The organism is uncultured Winogradskyella sp. (assembly GCF_947498345.1).
GTDB lineage: Bacteria > Bacteroidota > Bacteroidia > Flavobacteriales > Flavobacteriaceae > Winogradskyella.
Genome location: NZ_CANMJY010000012.1, coordinates 75,938 through 93,859, shown reverse-complemented (window position 1 = coordinate 93,859; position 17,922 = coordinate 75,938). Strand labels below are relative to the sequence as shown.

Sequence of the window (17,922 nt, the reverse complement as noted above, 5' to 3'; positions counted from 1 at the left end):
TATTAAAACTATAATTGTGGATATAAAACAGCTAAATAAGTCAGAGTTACAAATCATGAAGTATTTATGGATTCTAAAAAAAGGGTTCATGAAAGACATTGTAGAACATTTTCCAGAGCCAAGACCAGCTTATACAACTATTTCAACATTACTTAAGCGTATGTGTGATAAGAATTATATAGGCTTTGAACGTTTAGGAAGAGATAAGCAATACTATCCTGTTTTAAAGAAAAATGAATATTTCTCAAAACAGGTTAACGGAATGATTCAACATTTTTTTAATGATTCTAAATCGCAATTTGCTTCATTCTTTGCTAAGAATACGGATTTATCTGTTGAGGAACTAGAAGAATTACAGGCACTTTTACAAGAAAAAATTAAACAAAAAAGAAACAAATAATGGCTTATTTTTTCTATACGATTATTAATCTTGGTTGTGCTTACTTAGTTTATAAGCTAATACTTAGATATCAAAAAACGTTTCAGTTTAATAGATTTTTTCTGTTACTAACTCTAGTGTTATGTTTTCTCTCCCCAAAAATTGAATTTGAAATTTTTGAAACTGTACCTAGCTTAACCGAAGTGAAATTAGATAGTCAGAATTTTATTTTAGATACTGATGAAGAGGCCATAGGAACAGTTACATCAGAATTTCAAGAACCTATTAGGTCAGAAATTAACTATTTATGGTATTTATATTTTGTGGTATGTCTATGCTTTATTATAAGGTTTCTAAAAAATTTAATACACATATTTAAACTCACAAAAAATTCAACAAAATCGGTTGAAGCACTTAAGGTTATTGAAATTAAAGGTTTAAAAAACCCATCTAGCTTTTTTAATTATTTATTTATAAATCCTGATAGCCTCAATAATAATGGTCATTTAAAAAGTATTATTAAACACGAAATAATTCATTGTAAACATTGGCATACTCTTGATGTTATTTTAGTTGAAATTTTTGCTTGCTTTTTTTGGTTCAATCCATTCGTTTGGCTTTACAAAAGAGCAATTACACAGAATCATGAGTTTATTGCTGATGAGCTTACCATACAATCGGGAGTTGATATTGAAGACTATTCACAGTCTATAATCAATTCAGGTAAAAAAGAATACCGCATACAATTAAGTAGCGGCTTTAATTTTATACAAATCAAAAACAGAATCATTATGTTACATCAATCAAAATCAACAGTTTTACATCGAAATTCAAAAGTCTTATTAACCCTTTTACTTTTTGGAGGCATATTTATTTTTAGTTCATTTAAGAACCCTGATAAGCCTTTAATTGTAGTCATTGATGCTGCTCATGGAGGCAAGGATCCGGGTCAGTTATCTGGCACTATTAAAGAAAAAGATATTGTCTTAAATATTTCTAAAGCATTAGAAGCCTTGAGTGATAAAAAATTGAAAATAATTACGACGAGAAGTAAGGATGTATTCTTAACATTAGATCAAAGAATAGATTTTATTAATAAGCAAAATGCAGATGTTGTTATAAGTCTTCATTGCAATGCTCATAGTAATAGTGATACATATGGAGTAGAATCGTATCATTTTGAAGAAGAGATTCTTAATCAAAGATTTAAAGAGTCTATGAAATACAGTTATATAGTGGCATCAAGTTTAATGAAGCAAGGTAATGTTCAGATGAAAGTTAAATCTACTAAAGGCTTTAAGATTTTAAAGGAAACAGAAAGTCCGGCTACATTATTAGAAATAGGTTATCTAACTAATAAAAAAGATAGAGCAAAGCTTGTTAATACCAGTCAACAGAAAGAGATAGCTAAGGCTATTTATGATGGTATTTTAGAAGCAAGCAAGATTGAATTGGATTAAAATATCTATTCAAGTCATAAAAAAAGCCAATTCAAATCCGATGGTAGTCGGTAGAATTGGCTTTTTTATTCTAACTTAAACTTAATCTAAAAGCAGTACTTGTTTTCTGCCTTTACTTTTTCAGCAATTTCACTTCTTAAATCAACAATATCCGGGTAATTCTGATATTTCGTAAAACGCTTTAATCCCATTAACATCATGCGTTGTTCATCACCTTCGGCAAATGATATGATACTTTCCCGGCCTTTGTCATCGACAATATTTACGGCATTGTATAAGTATAATTTTGCCATTGCTATTTGTGTAGATTGTGCTGCTTCACCATAGCGTTTAGCGTTCTTCTCAGTTCTTAATATTGCAGATTCTGCCATATAGATTTCAATTAAGATATCGGCAGCAGCAACCAATAATTGCTGGTGCTTTTCCATTTCTGGACCAAATTTCTGAACTGCAGCACCTGCAACCATTAAAAAGGCCTTTTTCAGTTTGTTAATCATAGCTTTTTCTTCCGAAAATAATTCAGAATAATCAGGAGTTTCAAATGAAGGAATACCCATAAGCTCTTCTTGTACTTTCATTGCTGGTCCTAATAGATCTACATGACCTTTCATCGCTTTTTTAACGAGCATACCAACTGATAGCATTCGGTTAATTTCATTTGTACCTTCGTATATACGAGCAATACGCGCATCTCTCCAAGCTGCTTCCATAGGTGTTTCTTCAGAGAATCCCATACCTCCAAAAATTTGAATACCTTCATCAGCACAGTTCTGTACGTCTTCAGATACAGCTACTTTTAAGATAGAACATTCAATAGCATATTCTTCAACACCTTTAAGCTCTGCTTCTTGGTGCGAGTTCCCTGATGCTTCTCTAATTGCAATACGATCTTCAATGTTTTTTGCTGCACGATAAGTAGCGGACTCACCAGCATAAGCATCTGCAGCCATTTTTGCTAATTTCATTTTAATGGCACCAAAATCTGCGATAGGTGTCTTAAATTGTTTACGCTCATTAGCATAATTTATAGCAGTCGTTAAAATTCTTCTTTGCGAATCTAAACAAGCTGCTGCTAGTTTAATACGACCCACATTTAATGCATTCATTGCAATTTTAAAGCCCTCACCACGACCAGCCAACATATTTTCTATAGGCACAACAGTATCATTAAAAAATACCTGACGTGTAGAACTTGCTCTAATCCCTAATTTATGCTCTTCTTCTCCTAAAGTTACTCCATTAGGATTTTCAGGGTCATACTCAACGATAAAGCCTGTTATGTTTTTATCGTCTTCAATACGCGCAAAAACAATCATCAAACTACAAAAGCCTGCGTTTGATATCCACATTTTTTGCCCATTGATTTTATACGATTTACCATCTGAAGAAAGTTCGGCAGTAGTTTTACCAGAATTAGCATCAGAACCAGCACCTGGCTCAGTTAAACAATATGCTCCAAACCATTCACCAGTTGCTAATTTTGGTACATATTTTTGTTTTTGTTCTTCAGTTCCGTATAATGTTATTGGCATAGTTCCAATACCAGTATGAGCGCCAAAAGCTGTACTGAAAGAACCCGTTCCAGAAGAAATGTAATCACATGTTAAACATGTAGAAACAAATCCCATTCCTAAACCTCCATAAGCTTCAGGTACAGCAACACCTAAAAAGCCTAGTTCACCAGCTTTACGCATTACGTCTTCTGTTAACGCATAGTCTTTTGCTTCAAACCGATCCTTGTGTGGAATGATCTCGCGGTCGTTAAATTCCATAACCGCCTCTTTCATCATTTGTTGCTCTTCTGAAAAATCCTCAGGTGTGAAAACGTCTTCACATTTTGTTTCTTTTACTAGAAATTGACCTCCACGTAAAATGTCTTTTTCTGTTACTTCCATTATATAATATTGTATTAAGTTCTTTAATTTAAAAATTCAAATATTCCACAAGCTCCTTGACCTGTACCAACACACATCGTCACGGCGCCATATTTCCCTTTCATATCGCGTTTACGCATTTCGTCAAATAACTGAACTGATAACTTTGCTCCTGTACATCCTAAAGGATGACCTAGTGCAATAGCACCACCATTTACATTTATGATATCAGGATTTAAATCTAATTCTCTAATAACGGCTAATGATTGCGATGCAAAGGCTTCGTTTAATTCTATTAAGTCTAAATCAGATTGCTGCAAGCCAGCTTGATGTAATGCTTTAGGGATTGCCTTTACTGGCCCAATTCCCATAATACGAGGCTCAACACCAGCTGCTGCATAGTTTACTAAACGTGCAATAGGTTCAATATTTAATTCTTTCACCATGTCTTCACTCATTACCATAACAAATGCGGCACCATCACTCATTTGTGATGAATTACCAGCTGTTACACTACCTCCTTGCGCGAAAACGGCTCTAAGCTTGGCTAGAGCCTCTTTATTTGTCCCTTTACGAGGCCCTTCATCTTTAGTTACAGTATATGATTTAGTCGCTTTATTACCATTTTCATCTATATAAGTTTGATCTACTGTAATTGGTACAATTTGATCTTGAAAACGATCTTCGGCTTGTGCTCTTAAAGCTTTCATATGAGAATTGAATGCAAATTCATCCTGATCTTCTCTAGATACATTAAATTGTTGGGCGACAGCTTCTGCTGTGTTACCCATTCCCCAATAATATTCTTCATGGCCAGCTTTAACAGTATCGTAATTCAATTCTGGTTTAAAGCCAGTCATCGGTACAGAGCTCATACTCTCAGAACCACCAGCAATGATACAATCTGCCATTCCGGCTTGGATTTTTGCTGTTGCAATACCTATAGTTTCTATTCCAGAAGAACAAAAACGATTTACGGTGACACCAGGTACATCAACACTATTTAATCCGATTAAAGAAATAAATCGTGCCATGTTTAATCCTTGAGAACCTTCTGGCATTGCATTACCAACAATAACATCATCAATTCTTGAGACATCAAGATTTGGTAATTCTTTCATCATATGCTGAATGGTTTCAGCACCTAACTCATCAGCTCTTTTAAATCGGAATACACCTTTAGGTGCTTTTCCAACTGCTGTTCTATATGCTTTTACTATATATGCTTGTTTCATTGTCTTAGTTTCTTAAAGGTTTTCCAGTTTTCAACATGTGTTGGATTCTCTCCAAAGTTTTGCGTTCTGTACAAAGTGATAAAAATGCTTCACGCTCCAGATCTAGTAAATATTGCTCACTTACTAATGTTGGCTCAGACAAATCGCCACCAGCCATAACATAAGCCAATTTATTAGCAATCTTTTGATCGTGCTCGCTAATATAATTACTAGCGTTCATAGCATCTGTGCCCACTAAGAACATACCTAAGGCTTGCTTACCAAGAACTTTTACATCCTTACGTCTTACAGGTTGTGTGTAACCAGCATCTGCTAATAATTTTGCGTGTGCTTTTGCGGTAGCTATCTGTCTATCTTTGTTTACAACAACAATGTCTTTTCCTTTTTGAAGCACACCTAGATCATAAGCTTCGTAAGCAGAGGTTGCTACTTTAGCCATTCCAATCGTTAAGAAATATTCTTGAAGTACATTTAATTCTACATCACCTTTTCTAAACGTATCTTGAGCTCTAAGTGCCATTTCCTTAGAACCTCCACCTCCAGGAATTACACCAACACCAAACTCTACAAGTCCGATGTATGTTTCTGCAGCTGCAACGACTTTATCTGCATGCATTGATAACTCACATCCACCACCAAGTGTCATACCATGAGGTGCTGAAATCGTTGGAATAGAAGAGTAGCGCATACGCATCATACTATCTTGGAAATACTTGATAGCCATGTTGAGCTCGTCGTATTCTTGCTCTGCAGCCATCATAAAAATCATTCCAATGTTTGCTCCAACAGAAAAGTTTGCCGCTTGGTTACCAACAACCAATCCAGCAAAATCTTTTTCAGCGAGATCTATCGCTTTATTTAAGCCAGCTAAAACATCACCACCGATGGTATTCATTTTAGATTGGAATTCTAAATTAAGAATGCCATCGCCTAAGTCTTCAACTACAACACCAGAGTTTTTAAAGACTTCGTTTGATTTTCGGATATTATCTAATATGATGAAACTATCCTGACCTGGAATTTTTTCTTGAGATTTTTCAGGAATACTATAGGCATAAGATGCCCCTTCCTTTACACTATAAAATGTTGAGCTTCCAGATGCTAACATTTCATTTACCCAAGCATTTGGTTCTAATCCCTCAGCCTTCATCATTTTAATACCAGCTTCAACACCAATAGCATCCCAAATTTGGAAAGGACCATGTCCCCAACCAAATCCTGCTTTCATGGCATCATCTATCTTATATAGGTCTTCAGTAATTTCAGGAATTCGATTTGATACATAAGCAAATAAAGCAGATAAGTGTTTTCTATAGAATTCCCCAGCTTTATCTTTTCCTTTTACTAATACTTTAAAGCGGTCTGCAACATTATCAATTGTTTTGGTTAGCTCTAATGTGGCAAATTTTGCACGTTGCTTTTCTCTATATTCTAAAGTATTTAGGTCGAGTGAAAGGATTTCTTTTTTGCCTTCGGTCGAAACGTGTTTTTTATAAAATCCTTGTCCTGTTTTACTTCCTAACCACTTATTTTTCATCATAGTATTGATGAAGTCTGGTATTTGAAATAACTCTAATTGTTCATCATTAGGGCAATTATCTTTTATACCATTTGCAACATGAACCAAAGTATCTAAACCAACAACATCAACAGTTCTGAAAGTTGCTGATTTTGGGCGACCTATAACTGGACCAGATAATTTATCAACTTCTTCAATAGTCATATCTAGTTCTTTTACAACATGAAATACATTCATGATGCTAAAGATTCCGATTCTATTGCCAATAAATGCAGGTGTGTCTTTTGCAACTACAGACGTTTTTCCTAAGAATTGTTCGCCATAAGCATTTAGGAATTCTAAAACAGATGCATCAGTTTTAGGTCCAGGTATAATTTCAAACAATTTTAGGTAACGTGCTGGATTGAAGAAGTGTGTTCCGCAGAAATGCTTTTGGAAATCTTCACTACGACCTTCGCTCATAAATTTTATAGGAATACCAGATGTATTACTTGTAATAAGTGTTCCTGGTGTTCTATACTTCTCAAGCTTTTCGAAGACTTGTTGTTTTATATCCAGTCGTTCTACTACAACTTCCATAATCCAATCGACATTGGCAACTTTAGCGATATCATCTTCAAGATTACCTGTAGTAATTCTATTTTTAAATGAATTGTGATAGAGTGGTGCAGGCTTTGATTTAATAGATGCTGTTAATGCGTCGTTTACTAATCGATTTCTAACAGCTTTATCTTCTAAAGTTAGTCCTTTAGCTTTTTCTTTATCATTAAGTTCTCTTGGTACAATGTCTAGTAATAAGACATCAACACCAATATTGGCAAAATGACAAGCAATACCGCTTCCCATAATACCAGAGCCAATAATGGCAATTTTTTTAATTCTACGTTTACTCATCTTATTTTAAAATGTGTTCTTTTTGATTGTATATTTTTTTATTAGAGATCATGTTATTAATAACTTCAGCTACTTCATAAAAATGATTGAGTTTGTCTTCAGAAACATTTTGACGAATAGCATTGTTGAACGTCAGTACGCGTTCTCTGGAATATTCTCTTTTTTCTTTACCAAATTCAGTTAAGAAAATAAGTACACCACGACCATCTTCAGGATTAGGTTTTCGTATAATTAAACCTTTTTCTTCCATCATTTTTAGTGTACGAGATAGGCTAGTTGCCTCCATTCCCATTTTTGGCCCTAATGAAGTTGAAGGAGTTCCTTTTTCTGGGTCGATACTAAGTAAAGCAAATCCTGTTGCCATAGTTGTATCGAACTTCGAAGCTTCTTCGTTGTACATTTTGTTAACTGCTAACCAGGTAGTTCTCAGTACGTAATCTATAGTTTTATCTTTCATGCTTTTTTTGTTGAACACCAAAGATAATAAAAAATACTATGCGTGCATAATAAATTCATTTAAAATCCATTTATAAAAAAAAGCGTTTCTCAATAGAAACGCTTTTAAATATGTATGTAATGTGTAATTATTTTACTTTACCATTAATAAAACCTACAACAGCACCAACAACAGTAGCCATGATAATAGATATGATGAGTTCTATGCCATATCTTTCATAATCTATTTGTGCTTGATTGGCCATTCCAAAGAGAATAGTAATTAATCCCATAAATAGACCAATAATGGCTCCAGCTTTTGCTCCACCAGCTAAAGTAGTTATTTGAGCCCATTTGTTATAAATATATGAGATGAAGAATCCAAATGCAAAACAGCCAAGAGTAATAAATAACATTGCATTAGTTCCTTCTTGCGGTTGTGGGAAAGTATCAGCGAATAAAATGCCATAAAATAACCATCCTAGTAGCCAATCTACTACACCACCAACAAGCCCTGCAATTACAAAAGTTTTTGTGTTCATAATATTATATAATTTTAGTTAGATGTTTAAATATATAATAAAAAACGTAAAACACTGTTATTCAGTAGGTGAAGACTTACATGTTGTTGACGCTAACGATATCTTTTCGAGACTTTATGTTGAGTTTATTGTAAATAGAACTTACATGAGATTTTACTGTGCTAACGCCTATGTTAAACTCTTCTGAAATTTCTTTGTTTGATTTACCCTCGACTAACAAATTATATATTTTTCGTTCTTGAATACTTAACAATTTTAATTGTTTGTTCGCTTTTTTTCTTCTTGAACCTATAACATAATTAATGATGTACCCTAATAGAAAGAAGAAGATTGCTGAAACTATAATCCATAAATTTGAATTAGTACTTTCTTCTTTTGGAAATTTAGAACGAAGCTCATTAAAATAAGATGAGTTTTCACTTTTCCATTTCTCAAGGTAATTTTTGTAGAATTTTTGATTTTCTAAATAGGTAGATTCAAACTTGCTATTAGTTAAGGCATAAAGTGAAACAATAGGGTGTGAAGACGTATCTGCAATATGTCTAAGTTCTTCGTAGATTGTTTTATTAATAAATTCTTTTTTTAAGTTACTTTTTACAGCTCCTGTATTATCGTTGCTTATAATTCCGTGTATAGTCTTAAAATCGACATTTGGTTGATATCCGTTAATTATATAGTTGTAGAATAAACTATCTTTAGTTCTGTTACTGATAGATATGTTTGAGTTTTTATTTGCTATAAGAAAAATATGATTTTCTTCCTTACCTCCAATAATCAATGAAGCTGCTGGTGATGTTTTTTTAGAAATATGTAATCTATAAAGATGATCTGCTTTTGGTAGAGATTCGGTAGAAAAATGAAACTCTCCTAAGCTATCTACTTTTGCTTCTGCGATGATGATTTCATTGGACATCTTATACATATCCTTAAAAGTTGGGATATGAGATAGGTAAACTACAGGTTCCCATATAGAGTCTAACTGTAGTTTACCATTGATTGATTTAGATTGCTCGTTTTTTGATTTAGATTGCGAAAAACAATTTAAACTATTCACAAAAAGAATAAATAATAATAATTTATAAGACTTTATGTGAATACGATTAATGTAAATTTTTGTTTTATTCATTATGTAACGAAGTGCAAATTGAAACGTCGCCTATCACTTTATTTGGAACCAATAAAACAGTCCATTTTCCATTTACAGGGTCTTCTATATGTTTTTGCATTTGGCCACATACTTGTTCTTTTTTCTCTGAGGTATTAACTTGGCTTTCAATTGAAAAATTTCCTTTTTTATTTCCTTTTGGGTCATAAAGCTCAACGGTTAAATATCCAGATTTTACGGTACTATTTATGCTAACATGCATTTTATTAGTGTCTTTAGAAACATCAATAATTATTGCTTGCTGCTCAGAACTGCCATCGAACTGAATAGTTCTGTTGGTTGAGGTTGAATTGCAACTATCAAGTTGCCGCTGTTGTGCTTGTATTAAAGCACTAAATAAAAATAAGCACAAAAATAATTGAATGGATTTTTTCATGATTGATAAAATTTAGAATTAATATTACAAAGCTACTTTCACTTGTAGTATTTAAGAAATTTTATGAGTCTGAAAAAGGTAGTAATAAAGTTTTAAAAACGTGCTATTCCTTCAAATATTCTAAGGTCTGTAGATTTTTTCGTAGAGGGCATCATATTTTTCTCTGATAACACTTCGTTTCATTTTCATAGTAGGAGTAAGATGCCCATCATCGATTGTCCAGGCATTTGGTGTAAGTTCAAAACGCTTTATTTGTTCCCATTTTCCGAAATTCTTATTGTATTTATCAACTTCTTTTTGAATACGTTTAATCACAATTTCAGAAGAAGAGATTTCCTGGTCACTAGTGCCTATGGTGTGACCTTTATGGTCAATCCAATCCCTTACAAAGTCGAAATTGGGCTGAATAATGGCACCAGGCATTTTTTCTCCCTCACCAACCACCATCACTTGTTCTATAAATAAGGATTGTTTTAAATCGTTTTCTAGTAATGTAGGAATGATATATTTACCACCAGAGGTTTTAAACATTTCTTTTTTACGACCTGTTATTTTTAAAAAACCATCTTCATCAATTTCGCCTTTATCTCCTGTATGGAAATAATCTCCAGTCATAACACCAGCTGTTTTTTCAGCATCTTTATAATAGCCCAACATAACGTTTGGTCCTTTTATTAAAATTTCGCCATCCTCTGCAATTTTAACTTCAACGTTATTAATTGGTTTTCCTACGGTTCCTATTTTATAATGATTATCAGCGTACATGCCAACGGATACGACAGGTGATGTTTCTGTTAAACCATAGCCTTCCATAACTTTCATTTTTGCTGCACCAAATATTCTTGCTAATCGAGGTTGTAGGGCAGCACTACCAGATACCATGGTACCCAAGTCTCCACCAAGAGCATCTCTCCATTTACTAAAAATGAGCTTATTTGCTATTTTTAACTGAAACTCATACCAAGATCCATTTCGGCCATAAGGCTCCCAACGTTCACCTAGTCCTACGGCCCAGAAAAATAAAGCTTTTTTTATTCCTTTGAGTTCTTCACCCTTAAGCATTATTTTATCGAATACTTTTTCTAGTAAACGTGGAACAACACTCATTAGGTTAGGGTTAATTTCTTTAGCATTATCTCCAATTTTGTCTAATGCTTCAGCAAAGTAAATAGAAGTACCAGCGTATTGATAAACATAAATTAATACACGCTCAAAAATATGACAGATAGGAAGAAAACTTAAAACACGTGTTTCTCCAGAAGGAGGAAGCGGCACTCTTGGGGAACTATCTAAGACATTACTTGTAATATTCCAATGAGATAGCATTACTCCTTTTGGTTTGCCTGTTGTGCCAGATGTGTAGATTATGGTTGCAAGATCTTCTGGCTTTACGGCATCTTTTCTAGCTTCTACTTCAGATTGATTGCTTTCGTCTTTACCAAGTTCAAATAACTCAGAATAATGTTTACATCCTTTGATATGGTCAAATGAGTAGACTTCTTTGATACTTGTATTTGCTTGTACTTTTCTTACTTTTTCAAGAACTTCTTCATCCGAAACAAAACAATAAATCGATTCGCTATGATTTAAAACATATTCATAATCTTCAGCACAAATAGTAGGATATATTGGAATATTTTGAGCTCCAGTTTGTAGAATTCCAATATCCATGATATTCCATTCTGTTCTATTTGTAGAAGATATAATAGCTATTTTATCATCCTTCTGTACACCCATTTTTAAAAGCGCACGGCTTACGGAATTTGCTTTGTCTAAGTATTCTTTGGTTGACATAGGAGTCCATTTACCATTATACTTGGTTACTAAAGCACTTTGACTAGGCTTATGTTTAAGTTGATAATACGGGAAATCGAAAAGGCGCGTTACTTCTGTCATAATCTAAAATCAGCGAAAATTATTAGGGGTTTTTACGAAAATAAGAAAATTAAGATTAAATATTTTGTAGTATAGAAATTAATCAGTGTTGAAAGGGGTATACTATAATATAAAAAAGGGCTTTAATAAGTTAAAGCCCTTTCGAGTTTTGATACTTTTCACCCTAACTACTAACAAAATTTCAGTAATAACCCTAAGTGATTAATCAATATTATTAGCAAAAAAGTATCGGATCAAATGTAAATACAATTTATGACCAATTCATATAAATCAAAGAAATTTTATACATAATATGTATTTACAATACATAATTGTACTTGAAGTAATCTTTTGAGGGATTGTTTTATTGAATATTTTTAAACTTACAGGACTAATGCCAGGTTAATTGCTTTCTATCCAAAGTCTTGCGTTTACAAAAGCTTCTAGCCAAGGTGATACTTCATCATTACGTCCTTGAGGATAGTTTGCCCAATTCCATTGAAATGTTGAACGTTCTATGTGTGGCATAGTTACTAAATGGCGTCCGGTTTCATCGCACATCATGGCAGTATTAAAATCTGACCCATTTGGATTATGTGGATAACCTTCATAGCCATATTTTGCCACAATATTATATTTGTCTTCGGTATATGGAAGACTGAACTTTCCTTCACCATGAGAAATCCAAACACCTAATGTGGTTCCTTCTAAAGTTGATAGCATTACGGAATCGTTTTTCTGAATTTTTACAGAAGTAAAAGCACTTTCATGTTTTTGAGAATCATTATAAGTCATTTTTCCGTGTACTTCATGGTTTGGATTAACGAGATTCAATTCCATCCAAAGCTGACATCCATTACATATACCAACAGATAATGTATCTTCTCTTGCGAAAAAGTTTTTTATGATTTTATTAGCTTTTTCGTTGTACTTTATAGCTCCAGCCCAACCTTTTGCTGAACCTAATACATCAGAATTACTAAAACCACCAACAGCACCTAAAAATTGAATATCTTCTAAGGTTTCTCTGCCAGAAATTAAATCCGTCATATGCACATCCTTTACATCAAAACCAGCTAAATACATAGCGTTAGCCATCTCGCGTTCTGAGTTACTTCCTTTTTCTCTTAAAATGGCCGCTTTTGGTCTTATCGAATTTACTTCTGGTAATTTTCCTGTAAAATGTGCTGGAAATTTATATTGTAAAGGTTGTTGCTTATAATTTTTAAAACGTGTATCAGCCAAACCATTTGAAGTTTGTTTACGATCGAGTAGAAGTGAAGTCTTATACCATATATCTCTTAGTCGAGAAACACTCATTGTAAAGACTTCGTTTTCATTTATTATTCCTAAAACATCGCTTTGTGTTACTTCTCCTATTTTATGGAACTTAATGTCAGCATCTAGGAACTCTGTTTCAATTGAATCATCTTTAGATTGAATTATAATACCAACATTTTCGGCAAACAATACTTTAAATGCATCTTTTTCATTAAGACTTGTAATGTCTAATTCTGCTCCAATATTATTATCGGCAAAACAAAGTTCTAATAGTGTTGTAATTAATCCACCCGAAGCCACATCATGTCCAGCCACAATTTGATTGTCTTTAATCAATTTCTGAATAGTATTGAATACAGTTTTTACGTATGTGGCACTTTTTATTGAAGGTGTAGTATTTCCTATTTTATTATTGATCTGTGCAAAAGAACTACCTCCAAGTTCATAAGAGTCTTGCGATATATTAATATGATATATTGAGCCTTTTCCATATTGAAAAACAGGTTCTACAACTTTAGTAATATCGTTACAGTTAGCAGCAGCAGAAATAATTACTGTACCAGGTGAAATGACGTCACCATCCGGATATTTCTGTTTCATTGATAAAGAATCCTTACCAGTAGGTACATTGATACCTAAGTCGATCGCAAATTGAGAAATAGCTTCGACGGCTTTGTACAATCTCGCGTCTTCGCCTTCATTCTTACATGGCCACATCCAATTTGCAGATAACGACACGCTCTTTAAACCTTCTTTTAATGGTGCCCAAATAATGTTGGTTAAGGCTTCAGTAATTGAATTTCTACTTCCCGCAACTGGATTGATTAATCCAGAGATTGGAGAATGTCCAATAGAGGTCGCTATACCTTCTTTACCTTTATAATCTAACGCCATAACACCAACATTATTTAGAGGTAATTGTAAAGGACCAACGCATTGTTGTTTCGCTACTTTACCACCAACACAACGGTCTACTTTATTTGTTAACCAATCTTTACAGGCTACAGCTTCTAGTTGTAACACTTGTTCTAAATAGTCATGAAAATTATCTTTATCATAAGAAAGATCGCTATAGTTTTTTTCTACGGTGGTATCATTCATTATCGTTTTAGGGGAACTACCAAACATATCCTCTAAGGCCAGATCCATAGGCTTATCTCCTTTGGTTTTAGACTCAAAGGTAAAGCGATGCTCACCAGTAACATCACCAACATCATAGATTGGTGAGCGTTCTCTATCTGCTATGTTATGGAGCGTATTTAAATGCTCGTCAGAAATTACTAGTCCCATTCGCTCTTGAGATTCGTTACCAATAATTTCTTTTGCTGAAAGAGTTGGATCTCCAACAGGTAATTTATCTAAATCAATTTTTCCACCTGTGTCTTCTACTAATTCTGATAGGCAATTAAGATGCCCACCAGCACCATGATCGTGAATAGAGACAATAAAATTCTCTTCACTCTCAACCATACCTCTAACCGCATTAGCAGCGCGCTTTTGCATTTCAGGATTTGAACGTTGTACTGCATTTAATTCAATACCAGAATCAAATTCGCCTGTATCGGCTGATGATACTGCAGCTCCTCCCATACCAATGCGATAATTATCACCTCCAAGAATTACAATCTTGTCGCCTTTTTTTGGTATATCTTTTAGTGCTTGATCTGCTTTACCATAACCAATACCTCCGGCTTGCATTATAACTTTGTCATAGCCAATTTTATCTTCTTGTTCCTGATGTTCAAAAGTTAAAACCGAACCACATATTAAAGGTTGTCCAAATTTATTTCCAAAATCTGAAGCTCCGTTAGAAGCCTTTATAAGAATATCCATTGGTGTTTGATATAACCATTTGCGTTCTGGAAATGCTTTTTCCCATGGACGTTCTTCTTCTAACCTTGAATATGATGTCATATATACTGCAGTACCTGCTAAAGGAATTGATCCTTTGCCGCCAGCTAGTCGATCTCTAATCTCTCCACCAGAGCCTGTAGCTGCACCGTTAAAAGGCTCTACTGTTGTTGGAAAGTTATGTGTTTCGGCTTTTAATGAAATAACAGATTCAAAATCTTTAGTCGTATAGTAATCAGGAATGTCTGCACGCTGAGGTGCAAATTGTTCTACAATAGGTCCTTTTATAAAAGCGACATTGTCTTTATAAGCCGAAACAATATCGTTAGGGTTTTGTTTAGAGGTTTCTTTTATAAGCTTAAATAATGAAGTTTCTTTTTCTATACCATCAATAACAAAGGTGCCATTGAATATTTTATGGCGGCAGTGCTCAGAGTTGACTTGAGAAAAACCAAACACCTCGGAGTCGGTCAAAGGTCTACCTATTTTTTTAGAAACATCTTTTAAATAGTCTATTTCTTCATCACTAAGCGCTAAGCCTTCTTGTATATTATAAGTTGCTATATCATCGATATCTTGGATAGGTTCTGGCTGAATATTTATGGTAAATAAGTCTTGATCGAGATTGCGAAATTTTTCTGAAATCATTGGATCATAATCCTTAAAGTTTTCAGAAATAGCCATAAACTCTTCAATTCTTAAAATATTTGAAATGCCCATATTTTGGGTAATCTCTACAGCATTTGTACTCCATGGGGTAATCATTGCTGCTCTGGGACCAACAAAAAAAGCATCAATTGATGCTTGTTCTATTTTTGGCTGATTGCCAAATAACCATGTGAGTTTAGAAATGGTGTCGGTTGATAATTCTTTTGTTGCTTGAACAGCAAAAACTTTGCTGTTTTGGTTTCCAAAGAAATGAGTCATTTAGGTTTTGTATTTGGTGTGAAAAATAAAAACACAAAGTTAATTCATTTTGTGATATTCTAATCAAATATTGAAATCCAAATAATGAAGTATTTAACAAGTTTTAAACAATAAAAAGCAGCTAGTGACCATTTTTAGTAAAAGTGTAGCTGCCTTTTATTGTTATATGATAAGATGTTAGCTTTTAATTAATCGTTTTGTAATATTAGATTGCCCTTGAGAAATTTTTAAAATATAAACTCCGTTTTTTAAGTTGTGTAAATCTAATGCTTTAGATGTATTGATTATCTTAACATACACACGCTTGCCCAAAACATCATAGATTTCGATATGAGTTTCTATATCAGATTTTAAGTTGAAGTTTAGTAAAGATTTTACCGGATTAGGATAAATAGATATATTTTCAATTGTAAGATCGTCAATGCTTAATGTCTGTGTATGCGAGCCCAAATCATCACAATTATTGGACGCAAAACTATTCCACTCATTTATATTAAAAGTTGTGGTTGGTCTATCTACTGTAGGTTTTCTAACTAGTGTTGTGTTTTGAGCATAATTACTACTACTATTAAAATCCCCTAGAATATCAATTAAAACATCATTTTTAAATAAGCCAATTGCATCGTTTCCGTTAAAAGATGTAATGGCGTTATTAAGATCATCATATTCTATTGTACAAACCATAGCACCACCATTAGCCACAATGAAGACATCTTCATTGGTGATAGTTGCACTATTTGGGAATGTATATGTTGTACTCCAATTAGCATTTCCGTTTGTACTAAGTTTTAAGGTATAAGTTGAAAGATTAACAGTTGCACCTGTGAAATTTGCAATTTCTAAAACTTTATTATTGCCAGAACCTTCAATATATTCTGAGAAAAATAGATCAATATCACCACCAGAAGAGCCATTATTGGTTGTAGTCTCACAATCCTGATTGCTAAAACCCGATTCATTATCCGAGGTGTCTTTGGCTTTTATAGTAAAGCAATAGTTTGTGTCTGCAAGCAAGCTAGTTACAGTTGTACTTGGAGTTGTACTACCAGTATTAAATGCAAATACGCCATCAACGTATACATCGTAAGAGGCTATAGCAACATTATCAGTAGAAGCTGTCCAGTTTAGATCTATAGTATTATCTGTTGGGTTAGACGCAACTAAGTTTGTTGGATCGGTTGGTGCTTCGGTATCTGGTGTTGTATTCCAGATTAAATCTACATATTGAGGGTTATCTACAAAGGGGTTTCTGTTATTTTGGTGATTGTAGTAAATATTATTATTTCTATCAATTTCTTTTTGAGAGACAGGATCATTTTGATGCCATGTAATTAAAATATTTAAGAAAGGATCTGCTATAGCTTTATCAGAGCTTCCATCAAACATAGGATAAGCATCCCATGATGCAATTTGATCTTCATAGCGGGTTACGAAATAGAAATAAATACGCGCTATATCTCCTTTAAATTCATCAATGGGTTCAAAAACAGTTGCAGAATATCCAGCGGAATACCCACTGTTTAAATTGTTTCCAAGTTTAGAACCGTTTTGAGTAGGGTTAGAAATACCAGATTGATTTACTAATTGACTATCATTAACACGTCCAAAGGGAAAATTACTTCTAAATCCATTAACACGACCATCAGTTGGGATTAAGTGGTGTGCATCGCTATACATAGGCAATTGCGAATTAAATACGGATTGCGGAATTACATGTTCTTTATTATAGCAGTCACCTTCACTATTAAAGTTTCCACATTCATCAGTTACTGGTGTATAATTGTATGGGTCACTTCCATTAGGATTTTCTGAATACATATCTAAAATGGTGTTATCGCCATTTACTTCGTAATAGAAATCTCTTTCGTAAGTTGCATTAAAAGGGTCTAACGAATTGTAAGTTTGTTGATCGTGTTCTTCTTCAATAGTATTGTTAATTTCTGGATCATCTATATCGTTAATAATTCGTTTTAATTGTGTTTTTAAGGTGTATCCGGTTCCTGTGGCATGATCGTAATAACCAGCAGGGATTTGCGCAAATCCAAGGCTTGTTGTTAATATTGTTAATAGTAAAATGTAAATATGTTTCATAGTATTTTTTTCTTAATG

The 17,922-nt window shown here is 33.6% G+C and carries 12 protein-coding genes; 2 read left to right on the top strand and 10 right to left on the bottom strand.

The features are described 5' to 3' along the window. The first annotated feature begins 16 nt into the window (after window positions 1-16). Entirely contained in the window at window positions 17-400 is a 384-nt protein-coding gene (locus Q0912_RS15200; RefSeq protein ID WP_299116654.1) for a BlaI/MecI/CopY family transcriptional regulator, read from the top strand. Then, a complete protein-coding gene (locus tag Q0912_RS15195) occupies window positions 400-1,839 on the top strand; it encodes a M56/M15 family metallopeptidase (RefSeq protein ID WP_299116652.1) in 1,440 nt (479 codons plus the stop codon). Before Q0912_RS15200 ends, Q0912_RS15195 begins: the two co-directional genes overlap by 1 nt. A gap of 86 nt (window positions 1,840-1,925) precedes the next feature. On the opposite strand, the gene Q0912_RS15190 is transcribed toward Q0912_RS15195, so the two are convergent. From Q0912_RS15190 to Q0912_RS15145, 10 genes are all read right to left on the bottom strand, one after another. Then, window positions 1,926-3,734, bottom strand: a complete 1,809-nt coding sequence (locus Q0912_RS15190) for an acyl-CoA dehydrogenase family protein (protein ID WP_299116650.1) — start codon at window positions 3,732-3,734, stop codon at window positions 1,926-1,928. A 23-nt stretch (window positions 3,735-3,757) separates the two neighbouring features. Next, on the bottom strand, window positions 3,758-4,948 hold the full coding sequence (locus Q0912_RS15185) for an acetyl-CoA C-acyltransferase (protein ID WP_299116648.1): 1,191 nt from the start codon (window positions 4,946-4,948) through the stop codon (window positions 3,758-3,760). A gap of 4 nt (window positions 4,949-4,952) precedes the next feature. Next, window positions 4,953-7,361 (bottom strand): 3-hydroxyacyl-CoA dehydrogenase/enoyl-CoA hydratase family protein, encoded by a 2,409-nt coding sequence (locus Q0912_RS15180; RefSeq protein WP_299116646.1) that lies wholly within the window; start codon window positions 7,359-7,361, stop codon window positions 4,953-4,955. A gap of 1 nt (window position 7,362) precedes the next feature. After that, window positions 7,363-7,818 (bottom strand): MarR family transcriptional regulator, encoded by a 456-nt coding sequence (locus tag Q0912_RS15175; RefSeq protein ID WP_299116645.1) that lies wholly within the window; start codon window positions 7,816-7,818, stop codon window positions 7,363-7,365. A gap of 127 nt (window positions 7,819-7,945) precedes the next feature. Further along, window positions 7,946-8,338, bottom strand: coding sequence for a hypothetical protein (locus Q0912_RS15170; protein WP_299116642.1), 393 nt, complete (start codon window positions 8,336-8,338; stop codon window positions 7,946-7,948). A gap of 76 nt (window positions 8,339-8,414) precedes the next feature. Next, entirely contained in the window at window positions 8,415-9,464 is a 1,050-nt protein-coding gene (locus Q0912_RS15165) for a LuxR C-terminal-related transcriptional regulator (RefSeq protein ID WP_299116640.1), read from the bottom strand. Continuing rightward, entirely contained in the window at window positions 9,457-9,879 is a 423-nt protein-coding gene (locus Q0912_RS15160; protein WP_299116638.1) for a hypothetical protein, read from the bottom strand. The genes Q0912_RS15165 and Q0912_RS15160 overlap by 8 nt, the downstream gene beginning before the upstream one ends. Window positions 9,880-9,999: 120 nt before the next feature. Beyond that, window positions 10,000-11,775: a long-chain fatty acid--CoA ligase gene (locus Q0912_RS15155; RefSeq protein WP_299116636.1), complete on the bottom strand. Its 1,776-nt coding sequence runs from the start codon at window positions 11,773-11,775 to the stop codon at window positions 10,000-10,002. A 381-nt stretch (window positions 11,776-12,156) separates the two neighbouring features. After that, complete coding sequence (gene purL / locus Q0912_RS15150) at window positions 12,157-15,813, bottom strand: phosphoribosylformylglycinamidine synthase (RefSeq protein WP_299116634.1); 3,657 nt, start codon at window positions 15,811-15,813, stop codon at window positions 12,157-12,159. Window positions 15,814-15,990: 177 nt separating this feature from the next. Beyond that, a complete protein-coding gene (locus Q0912_RS15145; protein WP_299116632.1) occupies window positions 15,991-17,904 on the bottom strand; it encodes an endonuclease in 1,914 nt (637 codons plus the stop codon). Window positions 17,905-17,922 lie beyond the last annotated feature (18 nt).

Excerpts from the sequence above, each read along its gene's own strand:
- Q0912_RS15195 (WP_299116652.1), top strand. The coding sequence starts at position 400 with ATGGCTTATTTTTTCTATACGATTATTAATCTTGGTTGTGCTTACTTA.
- Q0912_RS15190 (WP_299116650.1), bottom strand. The coding sequence starts at position 3,734 with ATGGAAGTAACAGAAAAAGACATTTTACGTGGAGGTCAATTTCTAGTA.
- Q0912_RS15185 (WP_299116648.1), bottom strand. The coding sequence starts at position 4,948 with ATGAAACAAGCATATATAGTAAAAGCATATAGAACAGCAGTTGGAAAA.
- Q0912_RS15180 (WP_299116646.1), bottom strand. The coding sequence starts at position 7,361 with ATGAGTAAACGTAGAATTAAAAAAATTGCCATTATTGGCTCTGGTATT.
- Q0912_RS15175 (WP_299116645.1), bottom strand. The coding sequence starts at position 7,818 with ATGAAAGATAAAACTATAGATTACGTACTGAGAACTACCTGGTTAGCA.
- Q0912_RS15170 (WP_299116642.1), bottom strand. The coding sequence starts at position 8,338 with ATGAACACAAAAACTTTTGTAATTGCAGGGCTTGTTGGTGGTGTAGTA.
- Q0912_RS15165 (WP_299116640.1), bottom strand. The coding sequence starts at position 9,464 with ATGAATAAAACAAAAATTTACATTAATCGTATTCACATAAAGTCTTAT.
- Q0912_RS15160 (WP_299116638.1), bottom strand. The coding sequence starts at position 9,879 with ATGAAAAAATCCATTCAATTATTTTTGTGCTTATTTTTATTTAGTGCT.
- Q0912_RS15155 (WP_299116636.1), bottom strand. The coding sequence starts at position 11,775 with ATGACAGAAGTAACGCGCCTTTTCGATTTCCCGTATTATCAACTTAAA.
- purL (WP_299116634.1), bottom strand. The coding sequence starts at position 15,813 with ATGACTCATTTCTTTGGAAACCAAAACAGCAAAGTTTTTGCTGTTCAA.
- Q0912_RS15145 (WP_299116632.1), bottom strand. The coding sequence starts at position 17,904 with ATGAAACATATTTACATTTTACTATTAACAATATTAACAACAAGCCTT.